Here is a 17,743-nt window from a genome sequence, read left to right on the forward strand (position 1 = left end):
CTCGGTTAGGGGTCGAACGGGCGATTGGTCCAGTCCCGCCCGGAGCGTCGCGACGAACGGAACCATCCGCCCGCCGCACCCGTCCCGCCATCCGTCGGAATCGTGTGGCCGGTGACGAATGACGACAGGTCCGAGGCCAGGAACAGAATGACCCGGGCCTGGTCCTCGGGCAGCCCCATGCGTCCGACCGGCACCCAGTGCGGCCACCGGCTCTGCTCGTCGGGGGAGAGCCACTGTGAGTAGGGCACCTGCAGCGATTCGGTGACATCGGGACCGATCGCATTGACCCGCACACCGTCACCGCCGACCTGCACCGCCAAGCTGCGAGTGAATTGGATGACGGCCGCCTTGAACGCTGCGTAGACCGGATCCTCCGGGTAGCCGCGCAGTCCCTCGACGGAGGAGACGTTCACGATCGCGCCGGCTCGCTGAGCGATCATCATCGGCAGGAAAGCCCGGGTGACCAGGAGGACATGGTGGAGGTTCACCCGGTACAGCTCGTCCCACAGATCCGGGTCGGTACCGGCGAAGCTGCCGGGATGCCGGACCCAGTGCCCGACGTTGTTCACCAGCACGTCGATACCGCCGTAGCGGTCGCGCACCGTAGCCGCGAGCGCGGCGACCTGTTCCTCGTCTCGAACATCGGTGGCGACTGCCCGCGCCGTCCCACCGGAGGAGGCGATCTCGTCGGCGGTGCGCTGCGCGCGCTCGTCGTCGATGTCGGCGATGACGACTCGGGCGCCGTGCTCGGCGAACAGCCGCGACGTGGCCGCGCCGATGCCGCCGGCTCCGCCGGTGACTACCGCGACACGACCCGTCAACAACCCATAAGCCTGTGCCATGGTCATATCTTGTGCCGAAGCTGACAGGATGCTCCAGGTGACGCGACCCAACTTTCTGGTGATTGTGGCCGACGATCTCGGCTTCTCCGATCTCGGCGCCTTCGGCGGTGAGATCAAGACCCCAAATCTGGACCGGCTGGCCTATCAGGGGATCCGGTTCACCGATTTCCACTCGGCGCCGGCCTGCTCGCCCACGCGGGCGATGCTGCTGACCGGAACCGATCATCATGTCGCCGGCATCGGCACCATGCTGGAGGTGGCCGTCCCCGGCTTTCAGGGTGCACCGGGCTACGAAGGGTATCTGAACGACCGGGTGGTTGCGTTGCCGGAGTTGTTGCGCGACGCGGGCTATCTGACGCTGATGTCGGGCAAGTGGCATCTGGGCGCCACCATCGAAAGGTCGCCGTGGGCGCGCGGTTTCGAGCGTTCGTTCGCGCTCTTGCCGGCAGGCGCCAGCCACTACGGAGGTGGCGGAGCCGGATTCCTCTCGGTGCCGACGCTTTACACCGAAGACGACCAATTCGTCACCGTCGGTGAGGACTTCTACTCCTCGGATTACTACACCGACACACTCCTGCGCTATCTGCGCGAACGTTCCGCCGATGACGAGCGACCGTTCTTCGCGTACCTGCCGTTCCAGGCCCCGCACTGGCCGTTGCAGGCACCTGACGAATCCATCGCGGCCTACCGCGGCCGCTACGATGCCGGTCCGGACGTGCTGCGCGAAGAGCGGCTGGCCGCAATGAAGCGGCTGGGGCTGTGCCCACCCGATGTCGAGGCGCATCCTGTGGTGGCCGACGGCGCCCCGGAGTGGGACGACATGACCGACGATGAGCGGGCCCGCTCGGCGCGCAGCATGGAGGTCTATGCCGGGATGGTGGACCGGATGGACTGGAACATCGGCCGGGTCGTCGACTATCTGGCCGAGACGGGCGAATTGGACAACACGGTGGTGATCTTCCTGTCCGACAATGGCGCTGAGGGCGCGATCGTCGAGGCGATGCCGCTGCGTGGTCCCCAGATCGCCGCGCAGATCGAAAAGTACTGCGACAACAGCCCGGATAACCTCGGCCGCCCCACCTCCTACATCTGGTACGGGCCGCGATGGGCCCAGGCCGCCACCGCTCCGTCGCGGCTGCACAAGGCCTTCACCACCGAGGGCGGTATCCGGGTGGTCGGCTTCGCCACCTGGCCGGGCTTCGGGCGCCAGGGTGAAATCGGCACGGCATTCGCGACCGCCATGGACATCGCGCCTACCGTGCTGGAACTTGCCGGCGTCGAGCATCCGGGAGCCAGCTACCGCGGCCGCCAGGTGGAACCGATGCAAGGCCGCTCCATGATGGGGTATCTCTCGGGTGCGGCGGGCAGCGTGCACGACGAGCAGACCGGCACCGGCTGGGAGTTGTTCGGCCGCCGCGCGATTCGCCAGGGTGACTGGAAGGCGTTGCACCTACCCGCGCCGTACGGTCCCGGCGCCTGGCAGCTTTATGACCTGTCGGCGGATCCGGGCGAGATCCATGATCTGGCCGCCGCGCATCCTGACAAACTTTCCGAACTCGTCGCGTTGTGGGACCGCTACGTCGAGGACAACGGTGTGATCGTGGAGCCGATATCGGTATTCGACGCCGACCCCACACTGTTCGCGTGAGGCCGGCGTCCTTGCCGGTTCAGTGCTTGCCGGTTCAGTCCTTGCCGCGTGGCGGCGGCTGCACTTCGACCCCGCCTGATTCGTGCTCGGGGCCGGCGTCGGGGTGCTCGGCGGGCACTCGCTCGCGGTACCGGCTCGCCTCACTGGATCTCTGGTCGGGGGTGGACCGGTCGGCACTGCGGTAGGGTCCGGGCTTCGGCCGGGGTTTGCCGCCCGGGAACGCCAACCGAAAGATGGTGCGATGCACCATGAACCACTGCTTCGAAAAACGCCCGGTGTTATAGGGCAGCTCGTAGCGCTCGCAGATCTCCTTGATCTTCGGTGCGATCTCCGAATACCGACTGCTGGGCATATCCGGGTACAGGTGATGCTCCACCTGGTATCCGAGGTTGCCGCTGATCACATGGAACAGCGGGCTGCCTTCGATGTTGGCCGCGCCGACCAACTGACGGAGATACCATTCCCCGCGCGATTCGTCCTGGACTTCTTCCGGGCTGAATGTGTAGGTCTGGTCGGGGAAGTGGCCACAGAAGATGATGGCGTGCGCCCACACATTACGAATGACGTTGGCCAGCGCGTCAGCGGCCAGAGTACGCAGGTAGGTGCTTTCGGCACCGGGCAGTGTCTTGTCGAAAAATGTTGCCGTGGCACCGAGTCGGCCTCCGCGCGATATCTTCCGTAGTCGGCGCGCGAGGCGGGACTCCGCCGGCTGGTCGAGTCGACCGCCAGAAGCCAGTTGTACCAAGGCAAATGCACCGGCACTGATCAACGGCCAGCCGATGTAGTCCTTGATGACCTGCGAGCGGGCCTTGACGCCGATGCCCTTGAGATCCTTCCGCACCTCAGACCAGGGCTTCTCACCGGAGCGGATGGCGTCGATGTCCATGTCGTGCACCGCCACGCCCCACTCGAACAACACGGTGAGCAGTGCGTTGTAAAAGAATTGACCCAGATACGCCGGGCGCCATTTCTGGTTCGGGTCAATCCGCATGATCTCGTAGCCGAGATCCTTATCCTTGCCACGAATATTGGTATAGGTGTGGTGAATGAAGTTGTGCGAATGCCGCCACGACTCCGCCGTCGAGGCGGTGTCCCAGTCCCACACGGAGGAGTGGATATCGGGATCGTTCATCCAATCCCATTGGCCGTGCATCACATTGTGGCCGATCTCCATGTTCTCCAAGATCTTGGCCATGCCTAGACACGCAGTGCCGAGGATCCACGAGGTCCGCGATCGCGAGGCCAGTAGGAGCACGCGGCCGACCACCACGATCTGCCGCTGCACCGAAATCACCGTTTTGATGTACTGGCGGTCGCGTGCGCCGAGATCAGCGAACACCTCATCATGAATGGCGTCGAGTTCTTTTCCGATTTTCTCCCGTTCCTGCTCTCCCAGATGGGCGAACGGGTTTTCGATACGTTGCAGAGTTGAGGTCACTGCGCTTCCTTTCGATCAAAGTTCGAGTTCGACATCGCCTTCGGCGGCGTTGATGCAGATCCGGACGTCCTGCCCGGTGGGTTCGGTGACATCACCCGAGCGCAGGTCACGCAGCTTGCCCGATTTGAGCGTCCCCGTGCAGGTGTGGCAGATGCCGATTCGGCATCCGAATGCGAGTTCCAGACCGGCCTTCTCGCCGGCCTCCAGAATTGATGTGCCGCCGTCACATTCGGCACTCTTGTCGCTCTCTAGGAAGCGGACTTCGCCACCCTCACCGGCTGCGGCGTCACCGCCGATCTTGGGCTGAAACCGTTCGTAGTGCAGACGATCCGGATCACCGTTGTTCTCCCAGTGTTCGATCAGCGCATCAAGCATTTCCTCCGGCCCCGAGCAGAACGACTCGCGATCTCGCCAGTCCCGACATATCTCATCCAGGTCGCCCGGCTTGAGCCGACCCCGGTCGGAGGTGAGGCGCAGGTCCAGGCGCATTCCCTGATGGCGGCTGTCGAGATCTTCTAGTACCGAGAGAAACATGACCTGCTCGCGGGTCCGGGCCGAGTGGATTACCAGCACGTCACGTACCTCGTCGCGACGATCGAGGCTGCGCAGCATGCTCATGATCGGCGTGATGCCGCTGCCGGCGCTGATGAACAGCATTTTGGCGGGCAACGGCTCGGGGAGGGTGAACACACCTTCGATCTCGCCGAGCCGGACCAACTCTCCGGGCTGAATCTTCTCGACCAGATACGGCGAGACGACACCGCCGTCGACATTCTTGGGCGTCACGCTGATCAAGCCGTCTGCGGGTTCCGGATCCGAGGTCAACGAGTACGCGCGCCAGTGGTACACGCCGTCGATCACCAGTCCGAGCCGTACGTACTGCCCGGGCTTGTGGCCCGGCCACTCGTAACCCGGCCGAATGAGAACGCTCGCCGCTTCGGACCCCTGCGGTTCGACCCGCTCGACTTTGCCGCGCAGCTCCTTCGTCGTCCACAGGGGGTTGATCATCTCGATGTAATCGTCGGGCTGCAGCGGCTTGAACAATTGCCGCACCGCCCGCAGGAACCATCTGCGGCCTCGAGGTACCTGAGGCTGTGCGCCGCGCTCTGCCATGTCTAAATGGTACACAACTGTTCACTCAAACTTCTACATACAAGCAAACAAGTTGTATTACTTCGTATTTACGCATCAGCACGTCAGCACTTACGAAAACTAATGTTCACTGAAGCATGAACGCGCGACAAACCGGCCCGCGCTGCGCTACCCGGGTCTGGCCACGAAGTGCCCGGCCTCGAGCATTTCAAACCTGGCGGCCAAGATTTTCTCGGCGTCGCGCTCGGATCGCTCGTGTTCGCCGTAGCCGGCGTTGCGTACACCCGGGGGAAGTTGGCCAGGCATATGTTGGGGCTGCCGCAAGCGCCGAGCAGGTGAGTGATGGGAGGCTGAAGACGATGATCGTCAGCGATGTCCGCCGGGTGGTAGATCGCGTGCGTGACGATCCGCGGACGACCCACCTGGTCGCCGAACTTGCATACGGATCCTGACGATGCCGCCGATCCGGCTCAGCGGTGCTGCCGTGGCCATCACCGGCGGCGCGCGCGGCATCGGACTGGCCACCGCAAGAGCCTTTGCGGCCAAAGGATCTCGCGTTTTCATCGGTGATCTCGACGCCGACCTGGCCGACGCTGCCGCCGCTGAGATCGGCGGGCACGGACTGGGTCTGGACGTACGGTCCAGGGAATCATTCGCCGCATTTCTGGATGCCGTCGATGCGGCCGGGAGCCCGCTGGCGATATTGGTGAACAACGCAGGCATCATGCCGGCCGGCGCCTTCGTCGGTGAAGACGACGCGGTCACCGACGCGATACTCGACATCAATACCAGAGGCGTGCTGACCGGCACCAAGCTTGCCCTGCCAGGCATGCTGGCGCGTGGCCGCGGCCACGTCGTCAATGTCAGCTCCTACTTGGGCAAGGTGCCCGCGGCCGGACTGGCTACCTATTGTGCAAGCAAGCACGCGGTCGTTGGGTTCAGCGAAGCCCTGCGTGATGAGCTCGCCGGTTCGGGTGTCACGGTCTCCGTTGTATTGCCGTGCGCCGTGCGCACCGAGTTGACGGCCGGCGTGAAGCTCGGTGGCATGCTGCCCACCGTCAACCCGGAAGACATCGCTCGCGCGGTCGTTGCGGCATGCGCCCACCGACGCGCGGTCGTCGCGGTTCCGGGCTGGATGCGGGTCTATGAGACCGCTGCCGCCACTGTCCCGGACCGGTTGGTTGCCGCGGTACGTGGTCGCCTCACCCGCAAGCGTGTCCTGCGGACGCTGGACGCTGACGCGCGCTCGGGCTACGAATCGCGGGTACGCAAAGCGGCCGAAGGCGCGTAACCTATTGATGCGTAACAAGATACAGCCGATGTCCGATAGTCATCGATGCTGTGCGAATCGGCGGAATCGGCGATTCACCGGCCGTGGTAGTCCGGTAGCGTTCGTCATATCTCCGAATTAGTGACAGGGTGGGGGCATGACGTTGTCGCCGCGGGTTCCGTTCGGCTAGATGTGGAAATCTACGAGGAACTCCTCGCGGCCGTCGACGGCCGGCACGGAGTCGAAGCCGCTGACCGCCTGTGCGAGGCGTGCGTAGTTCTCCTAGACGTTGATGCAGCGGCGATTTCGCTTGTCTTCGACGGTGTGAACAGTGCGACCCTGGGATCCAGTGGCAGGAGCGCGCGCATCTACGACGAGTTGCAGTTCACCCTCGGCGAGGGGCCATGCCTGGAATCGGTGGCGCGGCGTTCGCCGGTCCTGGTCTGCGACCTCGCCGATCCAGAAGAGTCGCGCTGGCCTGCGTACGGGCCAGCCATGCTGGCTCATGAAATCAGGGGCGTATATGCGCTACCCGTCCTTGTAGCAGGCGAATATATCGGCGCCCTGGACCTGTTCCGCATGCGGCCAGGTCAACTGCTGCAAAACGACTTGACCGGCGCAACCGTCGCCGCCGAACTCGCGGCCGTCCCCGTTCTGGATCTCCTGGACGACGACATCCAGGCCGGCATGGCCGATCCAGGCAGCAACGCGTGGGCCGAACTGAACAACCTGAGCCGGGCAGAGGTGAGCCAGGCCACGGGAATGCTCGTCGCCCAGTTGGGAGTTGAGCCCGCCGAGGCGCTGGTTCGGCTGCGCGCCCACGCTTACGCCACGGGCCGCAGCGCTACCGACGTCGCGCGCGACATCCTCGACCGCCGGTTGCGGCTGGAGGCCGACTGATGCGCGACGTGCACTCTGGGAAGAACTCAGGAAGAAGGCAAACGTGACCGATATTCCCCGGGAAACACGCGTGCTGGACGCCGTCGTTTCGCTGGTTGACAGTCTGCTTGATGACTTTGACGTCGTGGATCTACTAACGGACCTCACCGAACACTGCGCCGACTTGCTCGATATCGACGCGGCGGGCATCCTGCTCGTGGACCCCCTGCACCAGCTCCGCCTGCTGGCCGCCACCTCGGAGCAGGCCCGCGAACTCGAACTCTTCCAGCTACTGGCCGACGATGGCCCCTGCCTGGATTGCTACGCCACCGGTGAACGAGTGTCAGTGGCCGACCTTCGGCAGGAAGCCGACCGGTGGCCGCAATTCGTTCCGGCCGCGATCCGGGTTGGCTTCGCCTCCGTTCACGCGGTCCCCATGCGCGCGGCTGGAACCGTTCTGGGGGCGCTCAATCTGTTCGGTACCCGTCCCGGCGAGCTCACCGAAGCCGACTTGCTCGTCGGGCAGACCCTCACCCACATCGCCTGTGTCGCCATACTCCAAGAACACCCACCCACCCCCGTCACTGTGCTACCGCAGTTACGCTCCGCGCTGACCAACCGGGTCGTTATCGAGCAGGCGAAAGGCTTACTCCGGGAGATGCTGGATATTTCTGTCGAGGAGGCGTTTCAGCTTATGCGGACGTACGCGCGGGCCAACGGCGAGCACCTGAGCAACCTGGCGCGCAGGTTGATGACCGATCGGGATGCCCGGCCGCTGATCATCGTGGGATTAGCCGAAATACTCTCGGCCCCAACGGAGTAACGAGTTCAGGTCCGCCGTGCGCGGGCGCGCCGCGCGGCTTCTTCGACCAGTCGCTCGGCCAGGGTGTGCAGCTTGACGTTCTGGGCTTGGCTCATTTCGGTGAGGCGGTCGAACGCCTCACCCGCGCTGCCGCCCGACCGGCTGCGAAGGATGCCGATCGCCTGATCGATCACAGAGCGGCTGTCCAGCGCCCGCTTCAACCGCATCGTCCGCTCCTGCGCGCTGGCCAACAACTGCGCGTTGTACACCGATACCGCGGCAGGTCTACCGAACTGCGAACCCAACTGAACGGCGTGTTCCCCGAAAGCGTCCCGGCGTTTGGCATAGGCATTGATCGAGCCGATCACGTGATCGCCGACGATCAACGGCAACGCCAGGGCAGAGTGGACTCCCATCCGGGCTACCCGGCCACCGAAGTGCGGCCATCGACTGTCGCTGCCCAGTGACCCACTCACTACGGGCCGCCGCGATTGCATACAGGTCAGGCACGGCCCCTCGTTGAGCTCTTCGTATTGAACGGTGTCGATGTCGTGAACCAGCATCTCGGTGGCCGCCCAGGTCCGGATGCTGGATAACGCATGCTGATTATCGACCAGGGCGACACCCACGCCGTCGGCACCCGGAATTGCCTGCGCAGCGAACTGCGCGACGTCTCCGAGCAGTTCGATCACGCCGTGGCCGCCGGCCACCAACCCGGCCACTCCGCGAAGCCCGGCATAGAGTTCGGCCTCGTCTGCTTCCAGCTGGGCAGGGGAGAGTTCGGGCTGCGGCGCTGTTTCGCGACCGGGCTGGGCGTCGAACTCTGCCAACGATCTCTCCTTGCTTGCACCGTCGATCAAGCGACAAATCTACTCCGCGGTCACGTCCGCAAGCTCAGGCCAGGAGCACCGACGCAGTGGCCCGCCGCAGCTTGCCCGAGGGAGTCTTCGGGATCATCCCTGGCTCGAGCACGACGACGTTGCGTGGCCGGACATCGACCTCGGCAACGACTTCGTGGGCCACCTGCTGTTCGATCCGTCGCACCTCGACCGGGTTCTGCCAGCAGCGGGATTCCACAGCGACAGCAAATGTCTCGCGTGCGTGGCCTCTATTCAGGCGCACGGCCACCGCACCCCCGGGCCGGACGACCGAGACACGACCGGCGGCACGTTCGATGTCGGTCGGGTAGATGTTTCGGCCGGCCATGATGATCACGTCCTTTACTCGGCCACACACCACGACGCGCCCCGCCTCGGTGAGATAACCCAAATCGCCGGTGTCGTACCAGCCCTGGTCGTCCTGGGCCGACACGAAACCGGCGATCGTTGAGTAGCCCAACGTCACCGGCTCTCCGCGTAACTGGAATACCCCGACGCCCCGGTCGGGAAGCAGGTTGCCGAATTCATCGACGACGCGCGCCTCCATTCCGTCCAGCAGACGCCCCAGCGTGGCGAACCGACGAGTGTTACCGCTCTTGGCCGGAATGGCGCGGTTCAGTACCGCGAAAAGGTCCGCGTCTACCTCGTCGACCAGAAGTCCCGTGTCGCATTCGGTGAACGACACCGCGAGGGTCGTTTCGGCCATCCCGTACGCGGGCAGCATCGCCTCCGGCCGCAATCCGAATGGCCGTCCCGCCTTACAGAAGTCTTCGACATCGGCCGGCTCGACCTGTTCGGCGCCCGACAGTGCCCAGCGCAGGCTGGAGAGGTCGAACTGGCCGGCGGCGGCCTGCGTGCGAAGCTGTCTGGCGAACATCTTGTATGCGAAGTTCGGCGCGGCCGTCATGGTGCCCCGGTATTTGTCGATGAGCCTGGCCCAGAGCAGGTTGTCGCGAAGGAAGTCCAGTGGCGTGAACTTCACCAGCTCGGCGCCGAAGAACATTGGTACGGTGAGGAATCCGACCATGCCCATGTCGTGAAACAGGGGCAACCAGCTCACGATCACGTCAGTGTCGATATTCATTCGCGCACCGGTGAACATCGCCTGCGCGTTGGACACGACGTTGCGATGACTGATCTGGACGGCCTTGGGTGAGCCGGTGGAGCCCGACGTCAGCTGCAGTAGCGCTAGGTCGTCATCGCCGGTCTCCACCGGATCAATCGGGCGGCTGTCGAGAAGCTCGGAAATCACCAGCACCGTCAGCCCCAGCTCGGACAGCAACGGCACGGCGGCCATGAACGGGTCCGAGATCGCGATCGCCGCCGCACCGATCACCTCGATGACGGAGGTGGTTTCGGCGGCCCAGCGTCGCAGATCAGTGCGCGGGGTGGGCTGGTGCAACATGGTCAGGGAGGCGCCGCGCATCCAGATGGCCTGCGCCGTCGGAGCGATCTCGGCCGGGGCGCCGGCCAGGACCGCGACCGCATCACCAGGCCCGACGCCGACGGCGGCCAAGCCGCCCGCGATCTGGCGGGCCCGCTCGTGCACCTCGCCCCACATATGCCGGACAGGACAGTCCGGCTCTCCGGTGATGAGGCCATTCGAACTCGATTGAGCGGTGGCGTACATGGTTTCGGTGAATCTGCTCATGGTCGTTCCTTCAGCCTCGACGTGACCGCGCCTCGATCGTGCTCCGACCGTGCAGCGCTGAGCGCGACAGCGGGAGCACCGTTGATTGTGAATTGCTTGATCGCCGCACGCGGACAACCGGTGCTGACGCGAAAATCCCTTTGGGAAAGCATATTTGGTGTCGTTGCGACAATCGTGTCGAATACCGAAGCCGCGATGGGGGCAGGCATTCACGTGCCACACGGCATGGAAACGGGCCAATTTCGACAAAAATTGCGGCAATCACCCTGACGCCCTGAGCATGGGACTCCGTCCGAGTCGGTCCGAGATCCGACTGCACACGCCGACAATCGTCGGCAAACCGGGGAGGGCGGAGGCGGGACGGCAGGGACCAAAAGTCGCCGCCGGACACCTCCGGGAGGCTGGGGAGTCAACCGGGACAAAGGATAGCGTAAGCGGGCCCGCGCTCGGATGATTTGCCGGACTTCACTGGCGTGCAGCACACTGCTCGGCGATGGGCGAGTTGACCGATAGCGATATGTCCGGAGCGCCAATCGAATCCGAAAAGCGGCAGTGCCGGAGTCCGCGGCAAGCCAACTGCAACGGCGTGTTGTCGCACAAACGCGGGCGCTCGCGGGGCAGCCTGAATTCACGAACGCGAGGACGGGGTGGCTTGGCCAGATGTGACTTGGGATCGTCGGTAGCGACCGCTGATGAGGTCGTGGTACCAGATTTTCTTCCCCGGCCTGGGCAGTCCGGCCCGGCGCAGAACGGTTGACAATGGGCGGTATGAGGGCGTCAGTGTTAGCCGGTCGACAATGTGGACGATGGCGGGACGCTCATTCCGGGGGAGGCCGCTTAACGCGGAGGTCAGCAGCTCCGCGGTGAGGATGCCGCCCTTGCCAAGGGTCACCGCAGCGACGGCGAGGTCGTGGGTATCACCGGCAACGGGGTAGACCACGGCGAGTTCGATCGCGGCGATGTTGCCGAGCGCGTCGCAAATCGGCTGGCAAAAGACGGGTCCGCGCACCGAATGGATCACGGTATTCCGGTTGTCGACAAACCAGTAGTCGCCATCGCCGTCGCGGCGGAACAAATGCTCTGTGCTGATCCAGGTGTCACCCTGAGCAAAGACCGAGCGCATCGACACATGTGCGGCATCGAGCCCGGAGCGCGGCTTCGCCATCAGCACGCCGATCTCATCCTGGGCACAAGCGCGTACGAACCCGTCGTCATCCTGGATGAACAGGCTCGTGGCCGGATCGTAGGCCGCGAGCCGAATCTGGGCACTGCCGGGCAGCGGCCTCCCCTTGGCCCCGATCTTCGTGCCAGTGACATTGGCCAGCACGGCATCCCCCTCGCTCGAGGCGTAGAACTCCAGCACCCGAGCCGGCGCGAATCGCTTGGTGACTTTTCGCCACAGACCAACTGGCATGCCGGAACCGATGAAAAGGCGGATCGGGTGATGTTCAGCGAGTTCAGGCGACGCGGCCTCTACCAGTTCCAGCAGCATGGACCAGGTGTAGCTCACCACCGTGACGCCATATCGGTGGACTTCGTCGGCGAACCGTGTCGGGTGAACGCCGCGTGTCAAGGCGATGCGCGACCCGCCGGCGATCGCGCCGCCGAGGCCGACCATCAGGCATGAGGGATGGTGCAACGGCGTCAGGCAATAGATTGTGTCGCCGCGGTCGAGGGCGGCGGCGGTGGCTGTGCCATAGGCAGACAGTGCCCATCGATGATTGGTGACCTCCTTGACCATTGCGCGCCCCGCGGTCGTACTGAAGAACACGAAGGCGAGATCGCTCGCCTTGCCAGGGTTGGGTCGATACCACTTTGGCGGCCGTGCGCGAGGCTGGTCGGGGCGGCCCAGTTCGACGACGCGCCCCGGCACCGTTCGCCCGACGTCTGTGGCACGACTACCGAGGACCAGGACCCTGGCACCGGTCGCGGCGGCAGCCACCAGATGACCTGTGTCCGTGACAATGTCGACCACCTCGCACAGTCGCACGGCAGTGGCCAGGTCGGCATCCGGGGGTAGCAGCACCGCCACGGCGCCCAACCGCGAGAGCGCCGCGATCGCGGTTACCGCGTCGGGACTGGTGTCCATCAACACACCGACGTGGGTGCCCTGGCGGATTCCGGCTTCTATGAGTCCGCGCACCGCCTCGTCGATGCGTCGATCAACGGCCTTGTTGGTGAGGACCCGATCTTCGAAGAGGAAGCATTCTTCCTCGGGTGCTCTGGTCACCTGTTCGGCCATCAAGGCGCCCAAGGACACCCGGGTATGGGGCTGCAGCCTTCCGAGTCGTGCCAGTTGGGGCAGTGTTCGCACGGCCGCACCCGCGATCTCCCGGCTGCTGCGCGCTGCTCCGGTCACAGCGTCGGCCAACCCCAGGCCCACTCCGACGCCAAGATCGGCCAGCACACCCGCCGAGTGAGCCACCCGCGAGGAAAGCCCGGGCGCGCCATCGATCTCGCCGCCCGGGGTGGCGTCCATCCGATGCACGCTTGCGGGCCTGGGTCCTCGGCCCTCCTGCCAGAGAATCCATTCGCCGACGGTGGGCCAGGTCTGTTTGGCTGCGGTAGATCCCACGACGAGCCCGAAATGACCCGCGCGCAAAACTATCTCGGAAACCTCGGCACGAGGTGCGGCGCGCCGGATTCCTCGCACCGACGCGAGCTGGCCTATGTCGTCGATCTCACCAATGAAAGCAAGTACCGGACAGGTGATTTCGGCGAGTGTGATCAACCTGCCATCAATCACCGCGCCACCGGCCATCATGCGGTTATGAACCACGAATTGCCGCAACAGTTCAGCGACCGCCGGCCCCGACCACGCCACCCAGCCTTCCACCTGAAGGAACCGACGTTGCTGCTCTCTGGGCAGTAACGCCTCTCTGTCATGGAGTTGTCGCAGAAAGTCCCATCGTGCCCGAACCGTCTTGACGGGGTCCAGAAGCTGAAACCCGGTGCGGGCCATCCATCCGGATACGGACAGACGGTTGAAGACATGATCGGCAATCAATTGTGCGCCACGGCCCGCCAAGGCTACGGGAATCCCGAACGGCAGGCCGCTGAGCGAATCGACCGAGCTTCCTAACGTGATCACACTGGCCAAGCCTTCGGAACGGCGGTAGGCCGCGGTTTGATAGCAGAACATGCCACCCTGGGAGTAGCCCGCCAAATGCACCGTCCGCCCGGTGCGTTCGCATACCGAATCGACGACCCGGCTTAACGCGACGACATGATCGCTCAACGTGCGTTCGAGGCCACCGGTCTCACGATCTGGAGAGCCGAAATCCACCACCCACGGATCCAGGCCCAGGGCGTGCAATATCCCAACGGCGCCTTGGTCGGTGGTGACGTCGAAGACGTTGGCCGACATCATCATCGGCGGAACAAGTATTACCGGCGGCCGCGCGGATTGGTTGACGGTGTCGGGGAAGTACCTTCTCAGCCGGTACATTTCACACCGCTGGACGATCTGGAACGGTGACGGAAGAGATCCAGTCTTCAGACCTCCGTAGCGCAGCACCTCGACGCTATTGTGGATGGTCGCGATCACCCGGTTCGTGGGAGCGGTTATCAGGCCGCTACCCCACGTCACCAGTACCACATGTCACACCGATACCTTGTCACGGTTGCCGATGTGCGGCATCGGAACCAGATGCCGGATGAGGATCAGGGCCGCATCGACGGTATCGGCGGCCGGCAGCGAGCCTTTCGGATCGCAGATGTCTAGCACCCTTGCGACGGTGGCGTTAGGTACCAATGCCCACCGTATTCCAGCCTCCGTACAGCTATCCGCTGTCGCCTTCAACGTGGAAAATCCTGCGGCACCGAAGAATTCCAGGCGGCTAATATCGAGGATGAGCGAGCGGCACTGTGGCATCTCGGCGAGTAGGTACTTGGTGAGTGCCTTTGCGTTCGAACCGTCGATTTCGCCTCGGGCCGTGACGATGGTGACCGACGACTTCGCCCGGTGGGTGTCCCATCGCGCCAGTTGGGTATCGTGCCGCCCGCTGTTCGGTACGGCGAAAGTCGCGCGACCGGGCTGGGCCGCAGTGTCAAAAAGCTTTTCTATCATAGTGATCCAGTCATATGGACGATCACCGACGTGTCAGGGCGCGGGGTCCAACTACCCCTGAGGTTCCGCAGCGTACGGCTGAAACCTATCCCGAACCAGCTGAGATTCTCAGCAGCTTTGACACTACACCGTTTGGCGGGTTCCGCACAGGTGAAGAGCCTGGCGCGGTCGACGGCAGGAGCATCGGCCGAGCTTGCCGTTGGCATGGCCGCTCATGTTCCTTCTAAGATGGGAATCAGCTCGCGGCGGGTGTGTCCCGAAATATGCCTGGGGTCACCGAGAGTGCGGGTTCCAAGAGATTATGGAGCAGGTACCGGCGTAGTGGAGTTCACCGACAGCCCTCATGGAGCCCCGCTGAGGTCGGAGCAACTCAGTCCCGACGACACCGATCTGCGCGAGGCGATCGCCAGCCTCGCGAGCCTGGTCACCAACCATCGCCGATTGCCTGAGTTGCTGGCGGAGGTCGCGGCGTTCGCGGTGCGCGCGATCCCGGGGGCCGACGGCGCCGGAGTCACGTTGCTGAACGTGGACAAAGCGGACAACATGGTTGCCGCGTTGGCGGCCAGCGCTCCCTTCGTTGCCGAAATCGATGAAATTCAATACGTGACCGTCAACGAGGGGCCCTGCATCACCGCAGCGCTGGAACGTCGCACCGTCCGTTCCGGTTCGTTGGGCGGGGAGAAAATGTGGCCGCGATTCGGTCCGCGGGTGGGCAGACTGGGGGTGCACAGCGCGCTGTCGCTGCCGCTGTTGCTCCCTGATCGGGTCGTCGGGGCGATCAATGTATATGCTTACGGCAGAGACGTTTTCGATGAACATGCCGCTGAGTTCGGTGAGTTGTTCGCCAAACCCGCGGCCGTCGCCGTGTACAACGCGCAGATCCTCTCGGACGCCCTTGCGCTCTCCGTTCAGTTGCAGACGGCGCTGTCCACCCGTCCCGTGATCGATCAGGCGATCGGAATCATCCGCGGACGTACGGGACGCACCGCTGACGAGGCTTTCGCACAATTGCGGGTGATGAGCCAATCCGAGCACCGGAAGTTGGCTGACGTGGCGCGGCAGCTTGTTGACCAAGCCGTGCGCCGCGCGCACGCTCATTCACGCGCTGATCCCGATAACCCGGTGTAACGAGTCGGAAAGCGGTGCTGCCGCCAGAAAGTTTGCGTTATGAGGGGTCCTAGGTCTGTCTGCGGCGTGCGTTCATCCGGTCTTTGCTCAATCCGCGGTAAGCGGTGACCGGGTGTAACGTCAAAGGTGGTTGGGAATCCAGCCAGTCCGGACTGACGTCAGCCGTCCGCCGCTGATTTCACAGAGCAGTCGCTCGCGCCGGACATGCCGGTGACAGCCTGCTCCAGGAATAACTTTGACAGATTCCGACCCCTCGATCGCCCCGCTTCTTGCGGCAGCGCCCACTACTAACCGAACGGCCAGCGCTGCAATGATCATGTCCCCACCGGAGCCGAGATTCGACCACCTGTCGCGTCTGACCGACCGGCGCGGCGCGGTCCACCGTGCCTGTCTGGCCGTACCCTGCACCCAACATGGTTACCGCACCGACGATATGGCCCGGATGCTCGTCGTGGCTTCTCGAGAGGCCGACTCTGGTGGGGCGGTCAATGGCCTTGCGCGCGTTGCCATGCAGTTCCTCAACGATGCGCAGTCCTACGCCGGACCCTGCCGCAACCGGATGGATAGTAAGGGCCGTTGGGAGGATGAGCCCTCGGTGGGGGACGCCTGGGGGCACTGCATCTGGGGACTGGGAACTGCCGCGGCGCACAGTGACGTCGGGCTGATCCGCCGATTGGCTGTCATTCAATTCGAACGTGCGGCAAAGGTGCGAGCACCCCGGCCTCGGTCGATGGCGTTCGCGGCGTTGGGCGCCGCCGAACTCCTGTCCGTCGACCCCGGGCACCGCCCCGCTCGTGAACTTCTCACCGACTACGCCGCCGCGGCAGCCGCGCCGAAGCGAAATGCGGCCTGGCCGTGGCCTGAGCCGCGACTTACTTTCGCGAACGCGGTGATCCCGGAGGCGATCATCGCGGCGGCTGTCACGTTCGGCGATTCGACCCTGCTGAACCAGGGCTTGGATCTGCTGGGTTGGCTGCTTGGACACGAGACAGCAGGGGGGCATCTATCGCCCACCCCGGCGGCCGGCCGAGGCCCCGCCGACCTTCGGCCCGCGTTTGATCAGCGCCCGATCGAAGTGTCCACGCTGGCCGACGCGTGTGCGCGTGCCTGCGCTGTTGACAAGGGTTCGATCTGGCGCGACGGGATCCTGGCCGCCGCGGCCTGGTTCTCCGGTGCCAATGACGCGCAACAGCTCATGTGGGACCCGGAGACCGGCGGCGGGTTCGACGCACTGCTCGCCGACGGCGTGGACCAGAACCAAGGCGCGGAGGCGACGCTGGCAGTGCTCTCGACGATGCAGCACACCCGGCGCTTGTCGATTGTGCGGCAATGATTTCCGTCCAAGATCAGCTCCCAGGCGCACCGGCCGCGAACGCCGTTGGTCAACAGTGTTGACATAACGCGGATAAGGGCGTTGACTGAAGCCATACGGAATTCGGCCGTTGGCGGAGTTCATCTGCAAACCCCTGTGAGATCGACATTCCGCCTATTCCTCCGAAGTGGGATCCGATCGGCGCCCGCCGACTCTGGCACGGGGACCACCCCAAGGAGACACACCATGAACACACCTGCCGACGAACCACAAGCCGACGAACAGCAAGCCGACGAACAGCAAAATGTCTTCGCGCAGAATGTCCTCCACGTCGGCGCTGGATTCAAGGCGCGCGAAGGCCAGCACATTGTGCAGACACTGTCGACGCTCGCGCCGCATCTGTTGGGACGATGGGATGCTCGGGACATCGATGTGGACGTCTCATTGCAGAATCGCGGCGGCAAGGAGCAGCGTGTCACGCTACGCACGTGTCTGCCCGGCCATCCGCCACTGGTCGCCGTCGCGGAGAATCCGGATATCACCCACGCGTTGGGCGAAGTCAAACGCGAGCTGATCCGACAGCTGGAACATCAGAAGTCAGGGAACGACCCCATGAGCGGCCGTCGGCGCAACAGCAAGACAATCCGCCACTAGGCGGGCCCGTTCGACAGTGCCCGTCGGACTACACACAACAATCACCAGCCCGCTTCAGCGGGCAGAGGGAAGACTCTATG

Annotated in this window: 14 protein-coding genes; 7 read left to right on the forward strand and 7 right to left on the reverse strand. The window is 64.3% G+C overall.

Going from position 1 to position 17,743, the window contains the following annotated elements; genetic code table 11:
- Positions 1–5 precede the first annotated feature (5 nt).
- Positions 6–842, reverse strand: a complete 837-nt coding sequence (locus JX552_RS14805; protein WP_431195954.1) for an SDR family NAD(P)-dependent oxidoreductase — start codon at positions 840–842, stop codon at positions 6–8.
- Positions 843–879: 37 nt separating this feature from the next.
- Between JX552_RS14805 and JX552_RS14810 the strand changes: the two genes are divergently transcribed.
- Entirely contained in the window at positions 880–2,490 is a 1,611-nt protein-coding gene (locus tag JX552_RS14810) for an arylsulfatase (protein WP_241011052.1), read from the forward strand.
- 34 nt (positions 2,491–2,524) lie between these two features.
- Here JX552_RS14810 and JX552_RS14815 read toward each other — a convergent pair whose 3' ends face one another.
- Both JX552_RS14815 and JX552_RS14820 read right to left on the reverse strand, forming a co-directional pair.
- The gene (locus JX552_RS14815; RefSeq protein ID WP_205878076.1) at positions 2,525–3,928 is read right to left on the reverse strand and encodes a fatty acid desaturase family protein; all 1,404 of its coding nucleotides are present in this window, start codon (positions 3,926–3,928) and stop codon (positions 2,525–2,527) included.
- A 15-nt stretch (positions 3,929–3,943) separates the two neighbouring features.
- Positions 3,944–5,041 carry a ferredoxin reductase gene (locus tag JX552_RS14820; RefSeq protein ID WP_205878077.1) on the reverse strand — a complete coding sequence of 366 codons (1,098 nt, stop codon included), beginning with the start codon at positions 5,039–5,041 and terminating at the stop codon, positions 3,944–3,946.
- A 433-nt stretch (positions 5,042–5,474) separates the two neighbouring features.
- Between JX552_RS14820 and JX552_RS14825 the strand changes: the two genes are divergently transcribed.
- The 3 genes from JX552_RS14825 to JX552_RS14835 all read left to right on the forward strand — a co-directional run bounded on the left by JX552_RS14825 (position 5,475) and on the right by JX552_RS14835 (position 7,992).
- Complete coding sequence (locus tag JX552_RS14825) at positions 5,475–6,311, forward strand: SDR family oxidoreductase (RefSeq protein ID WP_205878078.1); 837 nt, start codon at positions 5,475–5,477, stop codon at positions 6,309–6,311.
- A gap of 171 nt (positions 6,312–6,482) precedes the next feature.
- On the forward strand, positions 6,483–7,190 hold the full coding sequence (locus JX552_RS14830) for a GAF and ANTAR domain-containing protein (RefSeq protein ID WP_205878079.1): 708 nt from the start codon (positions 6,483–6,485) through the stop codon (positions 7,188–7,190).
- Positions 7,191–7,233: 43 nt separating this feature from the next.
- Positions 7,234–7,992: a GAF and ANTAR domain-containing protein gene (locus tag JX552_RS14835; RefSeq protein ID WP_205878080.1), complete on the forward strand. Its 759-nt coding sequence runs from the start codon at positions 7,234–7,236 to the stop codon at positions 7,990–7,992.
- Positions 7,993–7,997: 5 nt separating this feature from the next.
- On the opposite strand, the gene JX552_RS14840 is transcribed toward JX552_RS14835, so the two are convergent.
- The 4 genes from JX552_RS14840 to JX552_RS14855 form a co-directional block, all read right to left on the reverse strand.
- Positions 7,998–8,801 (reverse strand): GAF and ANTAR domain-containing protein, encoded by an 804-nt coding sequence (locus tag JX552_RS14840; protein WP_205878081.1) that lies wholly within the window; start codon positions 8,799–8,801, stop codon positions 7,998–8,000.
- 64 nt (positions 8,802–8,865) lie between these two features.
- The gene (locus JX552_RS14845) at positions 8,866–10,500 is read right to left on the reverse strand and encodes a fatty acyl-AMP ligase (RefSeq protein ID WP_205878082.1); all 1,635 of its coding nucleotides are present in this window, start codon (positions 10,498–10,500) and stop codon (positions 8,866–8,868) included.
- A 628-nt stretch (positions 10,501–11,128) separates the two neighbouring features.
- Complete coding sequence (locus tag JX552_RS14850) at positions 11,129–14,098, reverse strand: AMP-binding protein (protein WP_346779305.1); 2,970 nt, start codon at positions 14,096–14,098, stop codon at positions 11,129–11,131.
- Between the two features lie 3 nt (positions 14,099–14,101).
- On the reverse strand, positions 14,102–14,569 hold the full coding sequence (locus JX552_RS14855; RefSeq protein WP_205878084.1) for an anti-sigma factor antagonist: 468 nt from the start codon (positions 14,567–14,569) through the stop codon (positions 14,102–14,104).
- 321 nt (positions 14,570–14,890) lie between these two features.
- Between JX552_RS14855 and JX552_RS14860 the strand changes: the two genes are divergently transcribed.
- The 3 genes from JX552_RS14860 to JX552_RS32350 all read left to right on the forward strand — a co-directional run bounded on the left by JX552_RS14860 (position 14,891) and on the right by JX552_RS32350 (position 17,663).
- Positions 14,891–15,697, forward strand: coding sequence for a GAF and ANTAR domain-containing protein (locus JX552_RS14860; protein WP_241011055.1), 807 nt, complete (start codon positions 14,891–14,893; stop codon positions 15,695–15,697).
- 310 nt (positions 15,698–16,007) lie between these two features.
- On the forward strand, positions 16,008–17,030 hold the full coding sequence (locus tag JX552_RS14865) for a glycosyltransferase (protein WP_205878457.1): 1,023 nt from the start codon (positions 16,008–16,010) through the stop codon (positions 17,028–17,030).
- Between the two features lie 225 nt (positions 17,031–17,255).
- On the forward strand, positions 17,256–17,663 hold the full coding sequence (locus JX552_RS32350) for a hypothetical protein (RefSeq protein WP_241011056.1): 408 nt from the start codon (positions 17,256–17,258) through the stop codon (positions 17,661–17,663).
- The last annotated feature ends 80 nt before the right edge of the window (positions 17,664–17,743 follow it).

This window comes from Mycobacterium gordonae, assembly GCF_017086405.1.
Lineage (GTDB): Bacteria > Actinomycetota > Actinomycetes > Mycobacteriales > Mycobacteriaceae > Mycobacterium > Mycobacterium gordonae_D.

What these genes read in the sequence shown, in the direction of transcription:
- JX552_RS14805 (WP_431195954.1), bottom strand. Translation starts at nt 842, where the DNA reads ATGGCACAGGCTTATGGGTTGTTGACGGGTCGTGTCGCGGTAGTCACC.
- JX552_RS14820 (WP_205878077.1), bottom strand. Translation starts at nt 5,041, where the DNA reads ATGGCAGAGCGCGGCGCACAGCCTCAGGTACCTCGAGGCCGCAGATGG.
- JX552_RS14825 (WP_205878078.1), top strand. Translation starts at nt 5,475, where the DNA reads ATGCCGCCGATCCGGCTCAGCGGTGCTGCCGTGGCCATCACCGGCGGC.
- JX552_RS14845 (WP_205878082.1), bottom strand. Translation starts at nt 10,500, where the DNA reads ATGAGCAGATTCACCGAAACCATGTACGCCACCGCTCAATCGAGTTCG.
- JX552_RS14855 (WP_205878084.1), bottom strand. Translation starts at nt 14,569, where the DNA reads ATGATAGAAAAGCTTTTTGACACTGCGGCCCAGCCCGGTCGCGCGACT.
- JX552_RS14865 (WP_205878457.1), top strand. Translation starts at nt 16,008, where the DNA reads ATGATCATGTCCCCACCGGAGCCGAGATTCGACCACCTGTCGCGTCTG.
- JX552_RS32350 (WP_241011056.1), top strand. Translation starts at nt 17,256, where the DNA reads ATGAACACACCTGCCGACGAACCACAAGCCGACGAACAGCAAGCCGAC.